This window comes from Halopseudomonas sp. L-58 (assembly GCF_056859475.1).
This window is the reverse complement of record NZ_JBSXON010000047.1, coordinates 52,928-72,021: the sequence shown is the minus strand read 5'-3', so window position 1 is coordinate 72,021 and position 19,094 is coordinate 52,928. Positions and strand designations below refer to the sequence as shown.

16 protein-coding genes and 1 tRNA gene are annotated in these 19,094 nt (G+C 62.6%); 8 read left to right on the top strand and 9 right to left on the bottom strand.

Annotated features, from left to right (window positions below):
• Positions 1-151: 151 nt before the first annotated feature.
• The 7 genes from AC13EY_RS05585 to AC13EY_RS05555 all read left to right on the top strand — a co-directional run bounded on the left by AC13EY_RS05585 (position 152) and on the right by AC13EY_RS05555 (position 7,922).
• On the top strand, positions 152-3,184 hold the full coding sequence (locus AC13EY_RS05585; RefSeq protein ID WP_228245532.1) for an EAL domain-containing protein: 3,033 nt from the start codon (positions 152-154) through the stop codon (positions 3,182-3,184).
• A 21-nt stretch (positions 3,185-3,205) separates the two neighbouring features.
• Positions 3,206-3,282: transfer RNA gene (locus AC13EY_RS05580), tRNA-Ile, on the top strand.
• 822 nt (positions 3,283-4,104) lie between these two features.
• Positions 4,105-4,839 carry a substrate-binding periplasmic protein gene (locus AC13EY_RS05575; protein WP_228245533.1) on the top strand — a complete coding sequence of 245 codons (735 nt, stop codon included), beginning with the start codon at positions 4,105-4,107 and terminating at the stop codon, positions 4,837-4,839.
• A gap of 91 nt (positions 4,840-4,930) precedes the next feature.
• Positions 4,931-5,848, top strand: coding sequence for a LysR substrate-binding domain-containing protein (locus AC13EY_RS05570; RefSeq protein WP_228245534.1), 918 nt, complete (start codon positions 4,931-4,933; stop codon positions 5,846-5,848).
• Between the two features lie 75 nt (positions 5,849-5,923).
• Positions 5,924-6,277: a DUF7352 domain-containing protein gene (locus AC13EY_RS05565; protein WP_200818471.1), complete on the top strand. Its 354-nt coding sequence runs from the start codon at positions 5,924-5,926 to the stop codon at positions 6,275-6,277.
• A gap of 85 nt (positions 6,278-6,362) precedes the next feature.
• A complete protein-coding gene (locus tag AC13EY_RS05560; RefSeq protein WP_088277053.1) occupies positions 6,363-7,313 on the top strand; it encodes a sodium-dependent bicarbonate transport family permease in 951 nt (316 codons plus the stop codon).
• A 114-nt stretch (positions 7,314-7,427) separates the two neighbouring features.
• Positions 7,428-7,922 (top strand): M48 metallopeptidase family protein, encoded by a 495-nt coding sequence (locus AC13EY_RS05555; protein ID WP_228245570.1) that lies wholly within the window; start codon positions 7,428-7,430, stop codon positions 7,920-7,922.
• On the opposite strand, the gene AC13EY_RS05550 is transcribed toward AC13EY_RS05555, so the two are convergent.
• The 8 genes from AC13EY_RS05550 to AC13EY_RS05515 all read right to left on the bottom strand — a co-directional run bounded on the left by AC13EY_RS05550 (position 7,919) and on the right by AC13EY_RS05515 (position 15,568).
• The gene (locus AC13EY_RS05550; RefSeq protein ID WP_088277057.1) at positions 7,919-8,416 is read right to left on the bottom strand and encodes a nucleoside 2-deoxyribosyltransferase; all 498 of its coding nucleotides are present in this window, start codon (positions 8,414-8,416) and stop codon (positions 7,919-7,921) included. The two genes, AC13EY_RS05555 and AC13EY_RS05550, sit on opposite strands and share 4 nt — an antisense overlap.
• 19 nt (positions 8,417-8,435) lie before the next feature.
• Entirely contained in the window at positions 8,436-9,020 is a 585-nt protein-coding gene (locus AC13EY_RS05545; protein ID WP_088277059.1) for a nucleotidyltransferase family protein, read from the bottom strand.
• The gene (locus AC13EY_RS05540; protein ID WP_088277061.1) at positions 9,020-9,313 is read right to left on the bottom strand and encodes a putative quinol monooxygenase; all 294 of its coding nucleotides are present in this window, start codon (positions 9,311-9,313) and stop codon (positions 9,020-9,022) included. The genes AC13EY_RS05545 and AC13EY_RS05540 overlap by 1 nt, the downstream gene beginning before the upstream one ends.
• Positions 9,314-10,489: an XdhC family protein gene (locus AC13EY_RS05535; RefSeq protein ID WP_228245535.1), complete on the bottom strand. Its 1,176-nt coding sequence runs from the start codon at positions 10,487-10,489 to the stop codon at positions 9,314-9,316.
• A gap of 19 nt (positions 10,490-10,508) precedes the next feature.
• Positions 10,509-11,732: a cytochrome c gene (locus AC13EY_RS05530; protein ID WP_482876579.1), complete on the bottom strand. Its 1,224-nt coding sequence runs from the start codon at positions 11,730-11,732 to the stop codon at positions 10,509-10,511.
• A gap of 12 nt (positions 11,733-11,744) precedes the next feature.
• Positions 11,745-13,928 carry a xanthine dehydrogenase family protein molybdopterin-binding subunit gene (locus AC13EY_RS05525; protein WP_228245537.1) on the bottom strand — a complete coding sequence of 728 codons (2,184 nt, stop codon included), beginning with the start codon at positions 13,926-13,928 and terminating at the stop codon, positions 11,745-11,747.
• A complete protein-coding gene (locus AC13EY_RS05520; protein ID WP_228245538.1) occupies positions 13,925-14,386 on the bottom strand; it encodes a (2Fe-2S)-binding protein in 462 nt (153 codons plus the stop codon). Before AC13EY_RS05520 ends, AC13EY_RS05525 begins: the two co-directional genes overlap by 4 nt.
• Positions 14,387-14,626: 240 nt before the next feature.
• Positions 14,627-15,568, bottom strand: coding sequence for a LysR family transcriptional regulator (locus tag AC13EY_RS05515; protein WP_228245539.1), 942 nt, complete (start codon positions 15,566-15,568; stop codon positions 14,627-14,629).
• 120 nt (positions 15,569-15,688) lie between these two features.
• On the opposite strand from AC13EY_RS05515, the gene AC13EY_RS05510 reads away from it, so the two are divergent.
• Positions 15,689-17,002 carry a serine hydrolase domain-containing protein gene (locus AC13EY_RS05510; protein WP_228245540.1) on the top strand — a complete coding sequence of 438 codons (1,314 nt, stop codon included), beginning with the start codon at positions 15,689-15,691 and terminating at the stop codon, positions 17,000-17,002.
• A 146-nt stretch (positions 17,003-17,148) separates the two neighbouring features.
• Here the strand turns inward: AC13EY_RS05510 and AC13EY_RS05505 are convergent, their stop codons facing one another.
• Positions 17,149-19,065, bottom strand: a complete 1,917-nt coding sequence (locus AC13EY_RS05505) for a metallophosphoesterase family protein (RefSeq protein ID WP_228245541.1) — start codon at positions 19,063-19,065, stop codon at positions 17,149-17,151.
• Positions 19,066-19,094: the final 29 nt, after the last annotated feature.

Below are 19,094 nucleotides of genomic sequence, written 5' to 3'. Positions count from 1 at the left end.
GTCGCCTGCATGCAGTCAACAACAACGCCCGGCCTGTGCCGGGCGTTGTTGTTTGTGGCCCTGCGCCAGCGGGGGGGTGGGCATGCACCGCATCCTGGGGCTAAACTGGCGAAACAATATCGAGTAGCCATGGATACAGGTTTCCCGTCGAATGAACGTCGCCGCAAAGGGATTGGTTGCCGCAGGGCTGGCAATGGCCGGCGCAGGATGCAGTGCCATCAATATCCCCATGGCACCCGACCTGCAGATCACGCAGGCTGGCGTGCTGCTGCTGTCCTGCATACTTCTGCTGGCGGCGCACGGCCTTAATCAGCTGCGCAGGCGCGCCGTCATGCAGCGCCAGGAAGCACTGGAGCTGCTCAGACAGCAGGAACACCGCTACCGCACCCTGGTTGAGAAGCTGCACGTCGTCACATGGGAAATGTCCTACCCCTCACTGCGTTTCATTTATACCTCGCCCCACGCAGCCGACCTGCTTGGCTACCCTGCCAGCAACTGGCTAAGCCCCGACTTTCTGGCCGACCACCTGCACCCGGAGGATCATCGCCGCGTTCTGGACAGCCTGCGCGACCATGCACTGACCCATCAGCAGCAAAGCTTCGATTTCCGCCTGTACCGCGAGTGTGGTGATTATGTATGGGTGCGCGCCATCATCAACCGCGTCACCAGCCAGGAATACGAGGCAGCCTCACTGCACGGCCTGCTGATCGACATTCAGGAACAGAAGCTCGCCGAACAGGCCCTGCGCAGCTCGGAACAGAAATTCTCGTCGGTCTTTCACAACTGCCCGGACACCATCGTTCTGGCTGACGCCGAAGAGGGCCGGTTGATGGCCGTCAACCAGACCTTCGAGGAGCAGTTCGGCATCAGCATGAGCGACGCCGTCGGCCATACCGCAACGGAGCTGAACCTGTGGAACGAACCGGGCACAGGGCCCAGGCTGCTCGCGCTCCTGCTGACCCGAACCAAGAGCAACGTTGAACTGGAGTTCCGGCGGGCTGACGGCAGCCGCTTTACCGGTCTGCTCTCGGCCCGACCGGTGAGCATCGACGGCCAGCCGGTCCTGGTTACCGTGATTCGAGACATCTCGGCCCTGAAGCTCACCCAGGAACAACTGCGCCTGTCCGAGCAGAAATTTTCCCGCGCCTTCCACGCTTCACCGGACGGCCTGCTGATCACCAAGGCCAGCGACGGCATGCTGCTCGACGTCAACGAGGGCTTCACCCGCATCACCGGCTACACCCGAGCCCAGGCCATCGGCAGCAGCACGCTCGCCCTGCGAATCTGGCGTGATGACGCTGACCGAACACGCATGGTGGAGACCTTGCGACGCGATGGACGGGTGCGCGACATGCTCTCGCAGATCACGACGGCAACCGACCAGGTACGCTGGGTCGAAATCTGTACCGAGGCGCTCACCATCAACGATCAGGAGTGCATGCTCAGCATCGCCCGTGACGTAACCGAGCGTCTGGAAATGGAGAACTCGTTACGCCAGGCCGCAACCGTCTTCGAGAACACCACCGAAGGGGTGATCATCACCGATTCCTCCGGCAATATCGCCGCAGTCAATCGCGCCTTCAGCCAGATTACAGGTGTCGACGCCGCCGACGCCATTGGCCAACCACTGCGGATGCTGTCAGCCAACGTTGAAGATCAGGAGGTAGTCGCACAGGCATCTCGCGTCATCCGGGAACAGGGGCACTGGCAGGGAGAGTCCTGGAACCGCCGCCCCAACGGCGAACTCTACGCCTCCTGGTCCAACGTCAGCCAGGTGCTTAACGTCGACGGCAGCCTGAGCCATCTGGTTGCGGTGTTCAGCGACATCACACCGCTCAAGCACACCCAGGCGCGACTCGACCATCAGGCCCACCATGACCCGTTGACCGGTCTGCCCAATCGCACCCTGTTCGAGGCACGACTGCGAGAGTCGCTGCACAGCCAGGCACTCAATCACGAGGAACACATCGGCGCCCTGCTGTTTATCGACCTTGACCGTTTCAAGCAAATCAACGACAGCCTGGGCCACCCGGTTGGCGATAGCCTGCTGCAACTGGTCAGCCAGCGCCTGTGCTCGGTCCTGCGTGACATCGACACGGTCGCCCGGCACGGCGGCGACGAGTTCATCGTCCTGCTTCCCAATCTGCGTACCGACACCGACGCCGCCGCCATTGCCGACAAGCTACTTGCCGTCTTCCGCGCCCCGTTCATCTGCGCCGGCCACGAACTCTTCGTCAGCGCCAGCATCGGCATCAGCCTGTTCCCAACCGACGCCGACGACGTCAACAGCCTGATCAAGCATGCCGATGCCGCCATGTACCGGGCCAAGAACCAGGGGCGCAACCGCTACGCGTTCTATACCAGCGACCTGACAGCCAGCGCCCACCAGCGCCTGGAGATGGAAAACGACATGCGTCGCGGCCTGGAGCGCAACGAGTTTGTGCTTCACTACCAGCCCAAACTGGACCTGAGCAGCGGCAAGCTGGACGGCGCCGAAGCACTGGTACGCTGGAACCACCCCCAGCGGGGCATGGTCGAACCCGACCAATTCATCCCTCTGGCCGAAGAAACCGGCCTGATCGTGGATCTGGGCCGCACCATCCTCAACATCGCCTGCGCCCAGCTCGCCCAATGGCACGACCAGGGCCTCACCGCACCGCGCATGGCCATCAACGTCTCCGGCGCCCAACTGATCGGGGACCACCTGGTAAACGATATTCGACGCGCCCTGGCCAAACACAGCCTGTCCGCCAGCCAGCTTGAACTGGAGATTACCGAAGACTTCGTGATGAACCAGAACCGCGAAGCCATCGTCCTGCTCGATCTGTTCAGCAGCATGGGCATCCACCTGTCCATCGACGACTTCGGCACAGGCTACTCCTCACTGGCGTACCTGAAGGAGCTACCGCTCGACACCCTCAAGATTGACCGCAGCTTTGTTGCCGGTTTACCCGGCAACCACCACGATGCCGCCATCAGCCAGACCATCATCGTACTGGCGCACAATCTTGGCATGGCCGTGATCGCCGAAGGCGTGGAGAACGAACTGCAGCGCGAACTGCTGCTTGAACAGGGCTGCGACAGCATCCAGGGCTACCTGGTAAGCCGCCCGCTCCCAGCCGACGAATTTGCCAACGCCTTCCTCCGCCGAGCGCCTAGTCACCAGCCATCACAGCCCGTATAATCCCCGACGCTATAACAGCGTGGGCCTATAGCTCAGTTGGTCAGAGCAGGCGACTCATAATCGCTTGGTCCCAGGTTCAAGTCCTGGTGGGCCCACCACTCTCCCCTCCCCGCTGCACCCCGTATGCTCTTCGGACCATAGTCCGTCCACTTTGGCCAAACGTTGGTAAAAATTTTACCTGCCATGGCCGCGAGCAACTCTGCGTGCGCCTGACTCGACAGTAAGAACAAGCGACACTGGCAGACCGGCTTATCGCGGCCGCCTGCCCATTCCAAAGCTCGAACCAGACGCTTCTTCCTGACCAAGCTGATCAAAACCCTGCCTGGGTATCGTCTCGCACCATGGGGAAGGCTTTGCGCCGCTCAACTGATGGCCAGCCCAACACTCCAGAGATACTGCTTGCTGAAGAGCCTCCGCTTTCGGCCGATTCTGTTGAAAAACTCGGTTCAACGTGAGTAACGACCTGTGCAGCCGTTGATGCCATCGCAGATCCCGTAGCTTTTGGCCAAGCTATGGTCACAATCTAGAGCCAAACTATGGTTTCACGCACACGGCCCACTCGGGTTTGACTGATTTCGCCAAACCGCTAACCCTTTTTACCAACACCGCGATGCATGGCGCAGACAAAACTATCGGTTCAACGCAAACCGATTCATTTCACTCACGTCGCCAAAGCCACTCAAGCCCACTCGGCGCAGCCGCAACGAGCGCAACTCAATCGGGGCTGTAAAGCACAAAAGTATGGAAGCCTAAACGGTGTCATGCCGTGTACCCATCACAAATTTGCGGCAAAACTCGGCGCACCGTCTCGTCACTAAACCTGCCGCCATCTCGCCTTCATGCTGTTTGTACCTATCGCCCGCGTTTGACTATGCTGCAGCTAGCTACACACCGATCCTCATCAGGCCCAAAACTGTCCCGTGAAGAACAGCGTACTGCTCGTCACACTGCTATGCATCCTGCTCGGCGCAAGAGCCAAGGCGGATGAGTATCGAATCGTGACCGAGGAGTGGGCACCCTACAACTACCTGCAGGACGGACAACTGACCGGACTGACGACAGAGGTAGTGAACGCAATCATGGCGCTTACCGGTGATAACTTCCCGATTGAGGCGGTGCCCAGCATGCGAGCTACTTACGACCTTCGCCAGCAGCCGAAAACGATCATGTACTCATTGTTTCGCACGCCTGAGCGCGAGTCTAGCTACCGCTGGGTTGGCCCCATCGCTGAGGAAGCTATCTACCCTTACCAGCTAGCCAGCAGCGAAGCGCCCATACACTCGCTGGCACAGCTGATGCAGGCGCAGCGCATCACCACCCGGCATGCCGGTCTGGTACCCGACACCCTTGAATCGCTTGGCTTTAGAAATCTCGATCGCAGCGCGAATCAGAACGTTCAGCTGTATCGAATGCTGCTGGCCGGCCGCACTCAGATCATTGTCGGAGACACCCCGGCCGGGGTGGCCTACTACAGCAGGCTCTTGCAGATACCCGCTGGCACCCTGCGACAGATTCCGCTGGAGCTGTTTCGCTCTTCGCTGTACATCGCTTTCAGCCGCGACAGTTCAGAGGCCGTCGTTACCCGCTGGGCGGAGGCGCTTGACCAGTTGCGCAGCAGCGGAAAACTGGAACAAATTCGCCTCGCCTATGAATAGCGCGGCGCCGGCATAATCGACCGCTGCAAGCGCGGGACTGTTAACATCTAGCCTGCAACAAATCATCCCTCTAGCTGATGAGCGCAGACCAGTGGAACACCTCAACCTTCGCCACCTGCACTATTTTTGGATGATCGCTCGCTCAGGCTCGATTGTCCGGGCGGCGGAGAGTCTCGACCTTTCACCGCAGACCCTGAGCGGCCAGCTGGCAACGCTGGAGGCGTCGCTGGGTGGTGCACTGTTCAAGCGGGCCAACCGCTCGCTGCAGCTGACCGACTTCGGCAAGACGGTGTTTTCCTATGCCGACGACATTTTCCAGTCTGTGCAGTCGTTGACCGAGGTTCTGCAGCAGCCGCCGGAAAATCGCCCGTTGACGCTGGCTATCGGCATCGCCGCCTCCATCCACAAACTGATCGCCTACCATTTGACCGAGCCTGCGCTGTCGCAGCCGCGGCCGGTGCACCTGGTCTGCCAGACCGGGGAGACGGGGCAGTTGCTGCGCCAGCTCGGCCAACGGGAGCTGGATATTCTGCTGACCGACCGCCAGCCCGACTTCAAGGACGCTGGCCAGTTTCGCGCCACGCGGCTGGCCAGCTCGTCCATATCCCTGTTTGCCACCCCGGAGCTGGCCGCGCGGCTCAGGCCAGGCTTTCCCTTGAGCCTGGACCGCCAGCCCTTTCTGACGACCTCTCTCAATGCGCCCTATATCAACGAGCTGATGAACTGGTTTGCAGCCAAGCGGATCCGCATCAATGTGGTGGCCGAGGTCGACGACAGTGCGTTGATCAAGGTATTCGGCCGTCAGGGGCTGGGCTACTTTGCCGCCCCGACGGTGATTCACGATGAGGTATGTCGCCAATACGAAGTGGAGTGTATCGGCTCGATTGGCGAGGTCAGGGAGACGCTATACGCCGTCACCCGCGCGCGCTCCAGCGGCAACCCGGCCATTGAGGCACTGTTGAAGTCTCGGCCCGAGCTGGACGACAGCATCGAAAAAATCGAACTATAAATTCCAAATAGATCGATTTATAAAGACCCTCATTTAGCTGACCCTGAATCCGTCAAAACTGTTCGGAGACAGGTCATGAAAACCATCCATCAGTATCAACTGGCCAATGACAAGCAAGTGACCAGCCTGGCCCTGCGCGAGGGGTTCCGGATCGTGCGCTGCGAGTATGTGGTTGCCCAGAAACGCGTATACCTGTGGGTCGAAGAGCCGCTGAAGATCGACCTGCCGGTAAGCGAGCATCAGTTCATGGTGGTTGGCTCGGGTGTGCCGGTGCCGGTTAGCCATTGCTACGTAGACACGGCCGTTGATCCCTTTGGCCCGGAGGCCTTCCATGTCTATCAGGTGGTGAACAATGCTGCCAGCGCAACGGACGAGGAGCGCTCGGTGCACAGACCGCCTGCAGAGAGCGCACTCAGGCTCAGCGCCTGAAGCCTGAAACTCACCGACCAGAGCCCCGCACAGGGGCTCTTTTTTGGCCTACGCTTTTTAATCAAGCCCCTGCGGAACGTGCTTCATGCCCGATATCATCGTCATGTTTTTCATTCTCGGTCTGATCGCCGGCTCCCTGCGCTCGGACCTTGCCATCCCCAAGGCGGTCTACGACATCCTGTCGCTGCTGCTGATGCTGACCATCGGCCTGAAGGGTGGCATGGCCCTGCACGGCAACCTGCACTGGTCGCTGCTGGGGGAAGTGCTTGCCGTTACCGCGCTGGGCTTTCTGATTCCCTTGCTGCTGTACCCATTGCTGCGTTATCTGGTGCGCCTGAACGGGGCGGATGCGGCCAGTTTCTGCGCCCACTACGGCTCGGTAAGCGCCGGTACCTTTGCGGTGGCGCTAGCCTGGACCGAGTCACGCGGAATGATGGTCAGCGGGCAGGTCACGCTGTATCTGGTGCTGCTGGAGCTGCCCGCAATTATCACCGGGCTGTGGCTGTATCGCCGACTCGGTAGCCCATCCGGCCCGGCCCAAACGGTTGCGAGTACGCCGCTCTGGCAGGAGACGCTGACCAACCGCAGCGTAATTCTGCTGGTGGGCGGTGTGGTGATTGGCCTGCTGTACGGCAAGCAAGGCGGCAGCCAGGTCACTGGCGCGCTGACCAGCGGATTTTCCCTGATTCTTGCGCTGTTCTTGCTGGAAATGGGTCTGGTAGCTGCAGAAACCCTGCGCAAGGTCCGACTGCAGCACTGGCGGGTTATCGCCTTTGCCCTGTGCATGCCCACACTGCTGAGCTTGCCGGGCATGGCGACCGGGCTGCTGCTGGGGCTGGCTCCGGGCACGACGGTAATCCTCGCGACCCTGACCGCCAGCGCCTCCTACATCGCCGCTCCGGTCGCGGTGCGCCACGCCATTGAAGAGGCCGACATCGGGCTGGTAATGCTAGCCTCGCTGGGCGTCACCTTCCCGTTCAACGTGCTGGTGGGCATTGAGCTGTACGCTAGCATCCTGCAGCGGCTGACCGGCTAACGGCTCAATGTACGGGCAGCCCGGAGGCTGCCCGTGACAGCGGCTGCCGGAGCACCGATACTGCGCGCAACAGAATCCACATCAACAGCTGGATGACCCGCGGAGGACAACACCCTGGCAACCCTGAAATACCTCGCGGGCTACAGCCCCGATCTGCGCCAGCAGGTCCAGCAGTTGATCGATCGTGGCCAGCTCGGCGCCTGGCTTGAGCAACGTTACCCGTCCGGCGAGCAGCATTCGATCCAGACCGACGCGGCACTCTACGACTACACCCAGCGCCTCAAGCAGCAGCACATGCGCAGTAGCGGGCCGATCAGCAAGGTGTTGTTCGATACCCGCATGCACGTGATCGACAATGCGCTGGGGCAACACCAGTTTGTCAGCCGGGTGCAGGGCGGCAAGTTGAAGAGCAAGAACGCGATCAAGATCTCGGCCATCCTCAAGAGCCTGCCCGAGCCGCTGCTGCGCATGGTGGTGGTGCACGAACTGGCGCACCTGCGCGAGAAGGAACACAACAAGGCGTTCTACCAGCTGTGCCGGCACATGGAGCCGGACTATCACCAGCTGGAGCTGGACCTGCGGCTGTTCCTGACCCTGCGAGACGGCTAGCGCGTTTGCGGGTTGGCGTGCAGCCAGGCGGCCAACTCGGCAACGGCCTGGGGCGCCGTTCTGCTGGCACCGACCCAGCTGCAGGCCAGCATCAGGTTGCGCGGCAGGCCGAAGTTCTCGACCACAAAGCCGTCCGGACACAGCCCCTGCTCATCACGCGGCAGTTGCTCGATCATAGGCTGTTGATCGGGGAAGTACGCCCACACCGGTTTGCCCAGCGCACAGGCAAAGCCCACTTCGAAGACGGTGCCGGAATCCGGCTCGTTACCGCGAAAGTGGCCCAGATTGGCCAGCACCGCGTCGGCGCGGCGCAGGCTGTCGAGGTTGGCCTGACAGATCCAGCCAGCCGGATCGATCAGCCCCTCCGGCAGAGCCGCATCCAGCGGATAGAGCCCTTCCAGCCCATGCGTGGCGCACAGCGCCTTGAGATACTCGCCACGCGCCAGGGCGTCGGGATAGAACACGTCAAAACCGGCCAGATATACCGATGGCACCGGGGATCTCCTGCGTGGATCAGACAAGCGGATTCAGCGTGGCAAGGTCTGCGGCCTGGTCCAGATCGAGACAGACACCGGCATCCTCCACCGCCAGCACCTTAACGCAATCGGCATGGGTGCGCACAATCTCGCGTCCGCCGCGATCACCACTGAGGGTCATCAGCTGCGGCCAGAAGCGCCGCCCGAACAACACCGGATGACCGCGCTGGCCCTGCCAGCTCGGCAGCACAATATCCTCCGGACCACACCGCTGCGCCAACGCTTGCAGGGTGGTCGGCTGGATACACGGCATGTCGGCGAGCAGCACGGCGATGGCATCCGCATCACCATGCCGCAGATGTTCAATACCCAGTACCAGTGAACTGGCCATGCCCTGCGCACTGCGCGGATTGAACAGCACGTCGACCGCCTCCGGCAGCGCCAGCGCTTGCGGGTCATCATCGCTGCGCAGCACCAGAGTTACCGCGCCGAAGGCCGCCAGTGCGTTCTCCAGTGCACGATTGAGTACCGTCTGGCCGCTGGCCAGACGTGCCTGCCGTTTGTCGCCGCCGAAGCGCCGGGAGAACCCGGCGCCAAGCATCAGGGCGGCAACCCCTGGCATCAGGCCTTGGCGTCCAGCAGCATCACTTCGCGCTCGGCAATCAGGCCTGCCAGCGCCTTGCCCATTGCCTGATAGTGCGGCGCCTGACGGTGCGCTTCGATGGCCTCCATCCCGGCCCACTGCTCAACAAACACGAAGCGACTGGCATCGCTGCGGTCGTGGTGCAGCACATAACCTCGGCAACCGGCCTCGGCGCGCGACGGCTCGACCGCGTCGGCAAGGATGGCTGCGACCTGTTCGGCTGCGCCAGGAACGGCGCGCAGCACCGCTACGACGGTAATGATTTCGGACATTTAGTTGCTCTCGATAGTGGAGGGTGCTGGCAAATCCTGCTCGCACCCGTCATGGATATGAATTGCAGAAGGTTCGTGGATGGCAGACCGCCGCTGCTGCAGCTGGCCACCGGCGCGTTCGTTGAGTACTGCTGTGATCTCGCCCAGAATCGCCAGCGCGACGGCTTCCGGGGTATCGCCCCCCAGGTCGAGACCGACCGGGTAATGCAGCCGCTCGACGCCCGGCAAGTTGGCTTGCGCCATGCCGGCCAGCAGCCGCTCGGTGCGCTCACGCGGTCCGAGCTGGCCGATGTAGCACGCCGACGACGCCAGCGCCTGCGCCAGCCACCAGGCATCCTGCTGCAGACTGTGGGTCATGACCACTACCGCCGCGTCGGCCAGCAAATCCTTCAGTGCGAAGCTGTTGTCCAACTGCCCGAGCAACACCGCATCGGCCTCCGGAAAGCGACTGCCCCGGGCAAAATGCGCCCGACTGTCAATCACCGTCACATGCAGGCCCTGCAGTTTGGCCATCCGCACCAGCGGCTGGGCATCGTGCCCGCCACCGAAAATCACCAGCCGCTGCGCCGGGCGCAGGTGCTCGATCAGCACCTCAACCGCGCCACCGGGCTGAAGAAAGCGATGCAACGCAGCACGCCGGGCAGAGCGCGCCAGGCGCAGCAGTGGCAGCAACGGCGCCGACCAGGCATCGGGCAGGCAGCCCAGCAGCTGATCATCGGCAGTCAGAAGCAGTCGCTGCCCGAGCAAATCAGGCTGTGATGCGCTGACGACGGTCGCCACACTGAGTCCAACAGCGCCATTGATCAGCGCCCGGCAGCCATCCAGCAACAGCTGACAGGCCGCGGAATCGACACGCTCGAACAGCAGGTGCACGGTACCGTTGCAGCCGAGGCCAAAACGCACTGCCGCATCGCCATCTTCATCCTCTTCGGCGGTGCTGTAGCTGCGCAGCGCCGGCCCGCGTTCGGTCAACCAGCGCGCCGTGCGCGCCACCTCGGTTTCCAGGCAGCCGCCGCTGACTGTTCCCTCGGTCTGCCCCAGGGGGTTGATCAGCATCCGCGCGCCGGGGCGGCGATAGGCCGAGCCCTCGACCTTGACCACCGTTGCCAGCACCGCATCGTCGCCTTGCAGGGCGGCCTCATCGACCGCCTTGAGCAGCTGTTCCACTGCAGACATCACACCTCCCGCTGTCGGCTCAGTGGCCGGTGTTACCGCGCTTGGCCGCAACATCCTCAGCACTGAGGCTGCCGCCACTCTGACCGAAGTGCTGCAGCACGAAGCTGCCGACCGCAGCCAGTTCGGCATCCTGATAGCCCGCAGCGAAGGATGGCATCTGCTGGTCTACCCGTGCGCCCGGGCCGCCGTGACCGCGCAGCAGGATACCCAGCAGGTTGGTGCCGGCCGGATCATTGACGGTTTTCAGACCGCCGAGCGCGGCAATCGGCGACTGGGTGCCGCTGCCGTCCCAGGCATGACAACCGGCGCAGTTGCCGGCAAACAGCTTGCTGCCGAGCGCACCATCGGCCACCGGGGTCGCATCCGGCACCACCTCGGGCCGGGCGATGCCGGCGGCCTGCGCCGGGGTGCCGAGCAGGTAGGTCGCGATGGCAGACAAGTCGTCCGGGGTCAGATGGCGCAGGCTGTGATTGACAACATCACCCATCGGCCCGCTGGCCACGCCCTTGCCCGGGGCATACCCCTTGCTGAAATAACTGACCAGTTCGGCCGGCGACCAGGCACCGATGCCATAGGTCTCGTCCGAACTGATGTTGTAGGCCTGCCAGCCCTGCACCAGGTTGCCCACCAGCGGCTGGCTGCTGCTCAGCGCCTGGGCAAAGTTGCGCGGGGTATGGCACTCGCCGCAGTGACCCGGCCCTTCGACCAGATAGGCGCCGCGGTTCCACTCCTCGGACTGGTTCGGATCAGGCTCGAAGCGTTCGTTATCGTGAAATACCAGGTTCCAGAAGAACATGCCCCAGCGCTGGTTGTAGGGGAAACTCAGGGTGTTCTCCGGCACCGTATTGCTGACCGGTTCCAGGCTGAACAGATAGGCCTTGATGGCCTTCACTTCGTCGTCCGGCATCAAGGTGTAGGAGGTGTACGGAAAGGCCGGGTAGTAGCGCTTGCCATCCTTGCCGACGCCCTCATGCAGCGCGCCGAGGAAGTCGGCGTCGGTCCAGTCGCCAATGCCGGTCGCCTTGTCCGGGGTGATATTGGGCGAATACAGCGAGCCAAACGGCAGCTTGAATTCGACGCCCCCGGCGAACGGCTTGCCGCCCGGGACAGTGTGGCAGGCCACACAGTCGGCCGCGGCGGCCAGATACTTGCCACGGGCGATCAGCTCATCGTCAGCGGCCTGCACGGACAGCGCCGAGGCAGCCAGCCCCAGCCCGAGAATCACGGATTTGCTCAGATGCATGGGTTCAGCTCCTTAAACCGGGAAGTAACCAGCGCGGCTCAGCGGCAGACGCCGCAGACGCTCGCCGGATGCAGCGGCCAACGCGTTGAGCAGCGCCGGACCAATCAGTGCAGTCCCGGTTTCGCCGACTCCGCCGGGTGACTCTGTGCTGGGCACAATGTGCACCTCGACGCCGGGCGCTTCACCGATGCGCAACTGCCGGTAGGTGTTGAAATTGCGCTGCTGCACCTGGCCCTGCTCAATCGTGATTTCATTGAACAGCGAGGCCGACAGGCCGAACAGGGTGCCGCCTTCAATCTGCGCCAGCACCGAGGTCGGGTTGGTCACCAGACCGCAGTCGATGGCGCTGACCAGACGTTTGATGCGGATGCCCTTGTCCGCCTGCATTTCCAGCTCGACCACGGTCGCGACGAAGCTGCCGAACACCGCGCTGACCGCAATGCCACGCCCCTGCCCGGCCGGCAACGGCGTTTGCCAGTCGGCCTTCTCGGCAGCCAGCTTGAGCACCGCCTGGGCCCGCGGATGCTTGTCCATCAGCGCCAGCCGGTAGTCGACCGGATCCTTGCCGGCGTTGTGCGCCAGCTCGTCGATAAAGCACTCCACCGCCAGCGTGCTGCGCAGCGGCCCCACTCCGCGCCACCAGGAGACCGGAATCACCTTGGGCTCCTCGCGGATGTAATTGACCTGCAGGCTGTCCAGCGCATAGAGCGGGTCAATGGCCACTTCCACCGCATCGGCATCCACGCCGCTCGCCGGCAGGCTGCCGACATAGCGCGCCAGCACCGACGCGCCGGCAATGCGATGCTGCCAGCCCTGCGGCTTGCCGTCGGCGTCCAGTGCGGCGGTCAGCCGGTCGACGTAGTGCGGACGGTACATATCGTGGGTCATGTCCTCTTCGCGACTCCAGATCAGCTTGATCGGGTAACTCACCTGCCGCGCAATCGCCACCGCCTGGGCGATAAAGTCGTAATCCAGCCGGCGGCCGAAGGCGCCACCAATCAGCTGGTTGTGCACGACCACCTGCTCCGGCTTCAGCCCGGTGATGCTGGCGGCAGTCTGCTGGGCAAACACCGGCACCTGAGTGCCGACCCACAGGTCACAGCCATCCGGGCGCACGTGCGCTACGCAGGTCATCGGCTCCAGCGGCGAATGGGACAGGAACGCCTGTTCGTACACCGCTTCAAAACGGCTGCTGGCCGCCTCCAGCGCTGCTGCAACATCGCCGCTGCTGTGAGCAACCACGCCGTCTGCGCTGGAAGCCTTTTGCAGCGCCGCATCCAGCTCGGGCGAGCTGATCGAGGCGTTCTCGCCCAAATCCCATTCGATCTTCAGCGCCTTGAGCCCCTGCTGACAGGCCCAGTAGTTGGTTGCAGTCACCGCAACAGCGTTATCCAGCGTGACCACATCGCGTACACCCGGTACCTGCCGCGCCGCGCTGGCATCAACCGATTTCAGGGTGCCGCCGTAAACCGGACAGGCCAGGCTGGAGGCAACCAGCATGTCCGGCACCTGCAGGTCGATGGTGAACTTCGCCTTGCCGTTGACCTTGTTCGGGGTATCAATGCGGCGCGCCGGGGTGCCGATCAGGCGGAACTGATCCGGGGTTTTCAGGGTAATGCTGGCTGGCAGCGGCAGGGTGCTGGCCAGATCGACCAGCTCGCCATAGCCCGCCTGACGATCGCCCGGCCCGTAGACCACGCCCTCGCGCGCCTCGCACTGGGCAGGGTCGACCGACCATCGCTGAGCAGCCGCCTGAATCAACAGCAGCCGCGCGGTGGCACCGGCCTCGCGCAGGGGCTGCCAGGCATGCCGTGTGGACGTCGACCCGCCGGTAGCCTGAAATTGCATGATCGAGTCCGTGTAGAGTTCGGCGTCCGGTGGTGCATCCTCGACGCTGACATCAGCCAGTCGCACTTCCAGCTCCTCGGCCAGCATCATGGCGATACCGGTATGCGCCCCCTGCCCCATCTCGATTTTCGGCGAGATGACGGTCACCTTGCCGTCGTGGCCTACGCGCACATAGGCCCCGTAGCCGCGCGGCGTCTGATCACCGAGACGGCCGGCGGCGGTCGCTTCGGCCGCGACGCTGTCCGGGATAAATCGCGGCAACCAAGTGCTGAGCACCAGGCCGCCCATCACTGCGCCGGAGCCTTTCAGGAAGCCGCGCCGAGAGACCTGCCGTGATTGCCTGCTCATGCCTGATCCCCCTTGCCGACGTCCTTGATGGCCGCACGAATGCGGGTGTAGGTCGCGCAGCGACAGATATTGCCCGCCATACCGGCGTCAATCTCCGCATCGCTGGGGTTGGGTTGGCGCTGCAGCAGCGCGGTGGCCGACATGATCTGGCCGGACTGGCAGTAGCCACACTGCACCACCTCGTGCTCCAGCCAGGCCTGCTGCACCTGACTGCCCAGCGCCGACTCGCCAACCGCCTCGATGGTGGTCACCGCACGGCCGGCCAAAGCACCCACCGGCAGCACGCAAGAGCGCACGGCTTCACCGTCCAGATGCACGGTACAGGCGCCGCATTGGGCGATACCGCAGCCAAACTTGGTGCCGGTCAGACCGAGCACATCGCGCACTACCCAGAGCAGTGGCATGTCGGCGGGAACGTCGAGCTCATACCGCTCGCCGTTAACGGACAACTGGATCATAAGTACCTCGTCAGGCAACGCAGGTTATTGGAGTTCCGTTCACTGTAGCATTCGAGGCAGGCATGGGACGTTGCGACGCAGAACGCCCTCAACAAGACGCATGACAAACGCCGGGACAGCTGCCGCCAATGTCGTGAAAAACGGACAGAATGCAGGGAGGATAACCAGCACGACGGCAGGGCCGATAGCACAAAACCCCGAAAGCCTTGCGCTATTGCCCAGCGGCCGGCCCCGTTGGCACTACTGCCCACACTCCCGTTCGGCGACCTCGCGAATCATCGCAATGGCGCGCTTTGCAGGTGGTGACAAACTGCGATCGGCGAGCTGCATCAGGTGGCTGTGCAGACGGTATTGCAGCGCCGGAAGATCAGGCGGCAGCCAGGCCGTCAGGTCAACCAGCGCTTCCTGAGCCAGATCCTCCTGCAGCCAGCCATCCCAGGTAAAAAGCAGGCTGTCAGTGTTAAGCACGGTATGGCGCAACAGGGACAGGCTGTTGCAGCTCATCAACGCCCGTGGCCTGACCTCGGATGACAGCCCCAGCAACGCCAGCAACTGCGGCAAAGAGGCATCATCCAGCAAGGCGGCAGACCAGGGGTAGTCAACCAGCAGCTCGGCCCGAACCGGACGGCCGGCTGACAGCAGCGGATGCTGCGCACGACAATAAATCGCGGTGGCCCGAGACGGCAGTGGCGTGACCGCCAGACCCGGCGGAGGCTGCAACGGCCCGGTACCTCCGACCAGAAACTCGATGCGCTCCTGCTCCAGCAGACGCAGCAGATTCTGCCAGTGGTCGACCTCCACATTCAGCCGCAGCCCCGGGCAATCACGCCGCAGTCGCGGCAGCACCTCCTGCATATAACTGTGCGCTGCCAGCAGACCAACGCCGAAGTTCAGCTCGCCCCCCTCGGCATCGGCCAGAAACTGCGCCGACGCACTCAGGCTCTCGGCCCGTCGCAACAGGTCACGGGCCTGCTCCAGCAGTTGCCTGCCCGCCGCGGTCAGTTGCACGCTGCGGGTTCCCCGGTCGAACAGGCGCAGCTGCAGGTCGTTTTCCAGCGACTGAATGCTGCGGCTGAAAGCTGTTTGCGACAGGTGCGCACGCTTGGCCGCCCGGGAGAAATGCAGCTCCTCGCTGAGCAGAACCATGTGAGTGAGCCGCTTCAGATCAATTAATGAACTCATTGCATCAATAACTCGCAATATATGCATTGGACCTGATGTATAGCACTAACCAATACTGCCACCCAAGGGGCTGCTGCCCAGCCAGCCCGCCAAGAACAACAAGATAAAAGGGGGGACCCCATGAAACGCTCAACCCGATGGCAGCACACCTGCCTGTCCCTGCTGCTCGGCGGCCTGCTGGCCGGCCAGTCAGTGGCGGACCAGCAACCGCTCGACGCCCGCGCCAGCGATCCGAACGTCATGGGCTGGATGCAGGGCTTCCCGCCGGCAGCCGACAAACAGATCAACGCCCGCAACTACCTGCTGTTTCCGCAGACTCGCTGGTCTTTCTCGCATATTCGCCAACTGCTGCCGACGGCGACAGTCGGCCGCGGCACCGGTGCCGTCAGCCCATTGCCCGACGCCCGCCGGGATGACATTGACGCGGTGCAGTTCAAGCTGGCCGACGGCTCGCAGATGAGCTGGGAGCAATCGCTGGCAGCCAATTACACCGACGGCATCGTGGTGCTGCACCGCGGCCAGGTGGTCTATGAGCGGTACTTCGGTGCCCTGCAGGCTGACCGCCCGCACATGGCCTTCTCGGTCACCAAGTCGTTTATCGGCACCCTGGCGGCGATGCTGGTTGAAGAGGGTGTGCTGGACGAGCAGGCTCCGGTCTCGTACTACGTTCCCGAGCTGAAAGACAGTGGCTTTGGCGACGCCACCGTGCGTCAGGTGATGGACATGACCACGGCCATTCGCTATTCCGAGACCTATTCCGACCCGAGCGCCGAAATCTGGGAATACTCAAGGGCCGGCAACCTGATACCGCGCCCGGCCGACTATGACGGCGCCACATCCCTGTACGGTTTTCTGCAGAAGGTACAGCCCGAGGGGCAGCACGGCGAGGTGTTCGCCTACAAGACGGTCAACTCCGACGTCCTCGCATGGATCGTTCAGCGCGCCACCGGCAGTTCCTTCGCCGACCTGTTGCAACAGCGGATCTGGAGCAAGCTGGGCGCCGAACAGGACGCCTACATCGTGGTTGACCAGATCGGCACCCAGTTCGCTGGAGGCGGCCTGAATGCCAGCCTGCGTGACATGGCCAGGTTCGGCGAAACCCTGCGCAACAACGGTCGGTTCAACGGCCAGCAGATCGTCCCGCAAGCCGTGGTTGCCGATATCCGCCGAGGCGGCGATCAAGGCAAATTCGCCCCCGCCGGGTACGCTACCCTGCCCAACTGGAGCTACCGCAATATGTGGTGGGTGTCGAACAACGACCATGGCGTGTTTGCGGCGCGCGGTATCCACGGCCAGACCATCTACGTCGACCCCAAGGCAGAAATGGTGATCGCCCGCTTCGCCTCCAACCCGGTGGCGGCCAACGGCGCCAACGACCCGATCTCGCTACCGGCCTACAACGCGCTGGCACAACACCTGATGCGCCAGCCGTAACAGGACTGGCACAGGCGCCATGCCTGCAAGGTCAGCTTCGCCGGTCGATCCGGTTGCCCCGTAAAAGCACCGCGCCGGATACCAGGGGCATCCGGCGCGGCATGGAAAAAGCCGGGCTACCTGCATCGCACAGGTAGCCGCTGCACTCAACGATCAATCAGGGCAAAGGCGCCCTCACGATCCAGCCGCACCCAGAAGTGCGGCGTGCCTACGGTCACCAGGCCAGCTGCGGTGCTGCACTGGGCATCGACATCAGCCGGCAGGCTGGTCAGATAGCTGCTGTCGTAGTCCAGTGCACTGAGGCACTCGGCTGCTACCACCGGCTCCCAGCCGCCCTCTGCATCATTCCAGCGAGCCAACTGCAGGCTGCTGGCAGCCGCGCCGGACGGCACGTTGAATTGCAGCACGAAGTCATCACCACGCGAATCATCATCCAGCGTCCAGTTGCTGTTGACCCGGCCTTCCGGCAACAAATAGGGCTGTTTGCCCAGCTCGCTGCCATCTCCGTAGCTGCCGGCGAAACCGGTGTCGACGGCCAGGCTCTTCTGCGCCCCACGCGCACCGTTGTAGGTGCCATCCTGGCCCTGAATTCCGCTGACCAGCAGAACCGCACTTTTTGCTCCCTCACGCGCGGCTACCCAGCTGAGCGATACCTGCTTTTTGAGGTCGATGGTTGTCTGGCGGATTTCCACTTCTTCGTCTTCCGTGCCCGCGTTGATCAGGCGCACGCGCTGGCTGTTGTTCAGGTTCGGGTTATAGCTGGCATGGGGAATATGTAGCCAGCGGTAGTAGCGAGCGGCAAGTGCAGAGTTGCTCTGCGCGGTTGAGACACCTGGCTCGACGCTGGTGGTACGGGTGCGGGTGTCGTAGCGATTGAATATACGGTTCTCGCCATCCAGAATCCGCGCTGCCTCTCCCGATCCGGCCACACACAGACTGGTGCGGTAACTTTTGTCATGGGTCATGTTCAACTGATTGCCGGCGGGGATGCTCGCCGGAAACACGATCTTGTCGCAACGCTCGGCGGAGCGGGTAAAGCGGTCGATCAGCTTCCAGTCCGGCGTTGCCAGCTCGCGCATGCCATCTTCGTTGCTGCGAATCGTGTGGCTTTCGTAGTAGGAGCGATAATCGACCAGTGTGCCATTGAACGTCAGAATCGAGGCGTTGACGTCGAGAGTGCCATCGACACTGCCGTCGTTGATTTTGGTCATGACCACCTGCTGGATCAGTTCGCTCTCTCCATAGCGGCTGTCGTAGCCCTTGTAGGACGCGTTACCGCTGACCAGTTCGGTGTAGTGTCCACCGTAGTAGCCCGAAATCAGACTGCGAAGGTACTGATGCTCATGACCGGCGACATAGATGACGTCATTATCGGCAAACAACTGGCGATAATCCTCGTGCACCAGCAGAAACTGCTGATCCCCGGCGGAGGTGTCATAGGCTTCTACCGCACACTCGCGGATGTTGCCGTAACGGCTGCCGACCATGGTGTTATGGGAAGACACGATGATGTGATCAACCTGATCACGGTAGGTTTCGATCATCTCCCGAACAAAGTCATAGGCGAACGGAATCTGTCCGTACGAAACCGTGACAATAAGCACGTTGTCCCGCACCAGGGCATAGTTCTTGTCTGTCTGACCGGCCATCTGAATGGCGTCGTCCGGAATCAGGTCACTGACGTTGTCATACCAGTCCTGATCAGTGCCCTTGATATCGTGGTTGCCCTGCAACGGTAGCATGACGAAGTCATCCCGGTAATCGTCGACAACACTGCGCCACTGGGCATACTCGGCAGGAGTGGCCTCCTCAGACAGATCACCGACAATCAGCAGCAGGTCGACGTCCTGCTCACGGTAAAACTCCATCAACGCGCGCATCGGCATCACCGACGCATTCTGACCTCCGCCCTGGGTATCGGGAATGATCCCGACCCGCAGGGTCGGTGCCTCCGGCGCAACCGGCGGCCCTCCAGCATCGCTGCTGCTACTGCTTTCCGACGAAAGGCAGCCGGTCAACAGACCTGCCGCCAGTAAACAAACCAATCCTGTACGAATAAACATGGCGCATCCTTAACGAACCATATGAGTGA

Excerpts from the sequence above, each read along its gene's own strand:
- AC13EY_RS05585 (WP_228245532.1), top strand. The coding sequence starts at position 152 with ATGAACGTCGCCGCAAAGGGATTGGTTGCCGCAGGGCTGGCAATGGCC.
- AC13EY_RS05565 (WP_200818471.1), top strand. The coding sequence starts at position 5,924 with ATGAAAACCATCCATCAGTATCAACTGGCCAATGACAAGCAAGTGACC.
- AC13EY_RS05560 (WP_088277053.1), top strand. The coding sequence starts at position 6,363 with ATGCCCGATATCATCGTCATGTTTTTCATTCTCGGTCTGATCGCCGGC.
- AC13EY_RS05545 (WP_088277059.1), bottom strand. The coding sequence starts at position 9,020 with ATGCCAGGGGTTGCCGCCCTGATGCTTGGCGCCGGGTTCTCCCGGCGC.
- AC13EY_RS05540 (WP_088277061.1), bottom strand. The coding sequence starts at position 9,313 with ATGTCCGAAATCATTACCGTCGTAGCGGTGCTGCGCGCCGTTCCTGGC.
- AC13EY_RS05535 (WP_228245535.1), bottom strand. The coding sequence starts at position 10,489 with ATGTCTGCAGTGGAACAGCTGCTCAAGGCGGTCGATGAGGCCGCCCTG.
- AC13EY_RS05530 (WP_482876579.1), bottom strand. The coding sequence starts at position 11,732 with ATGCATCTGAGCAAATCCGTGATTCTCGGGCTGGGGCTGGCTGCCTCG.
- AC13EY_RS05525 (WP_228245537.1), bottom strand. The coding sequence starts at position 13,928 with ATGAGCAGGCAATCACGGCAGGTCTCTCGGCGCGGCTTCCTGAAAGGC.
- AC13EY_RS05520 (WP_228245538.1), bottom strand. The coding sequence starts at position 14,386 with ATGATCCAGTTGTCCGTTAACGGCGAGCGGTATGAGCTCGACGTTCCC.
- AC13EY_RS05515 (WP_228245539.1), bottom strand. The coding sequence starts at position 15,568 with ATGAGTTCATTAATTGATCTGAAGCGGCTCACTCACATGGTTCTGCTC.
- AC13EY_RS05510 (WP_228245540.1), top strand. The coding sequence starts at position 15,689 with ATGAAACGCTCAACCCGATGGCAGCACACCTGCCTGTCCCTGCTGCTC.
- AC13EY_RS05505 (WP_228245541.1), bottom strand. The coding sequence starts at position 19,065 with ATGTTTATTCGTACAGGATTGGTTTGTTTACTGGCGGCAGGTCTGTTG.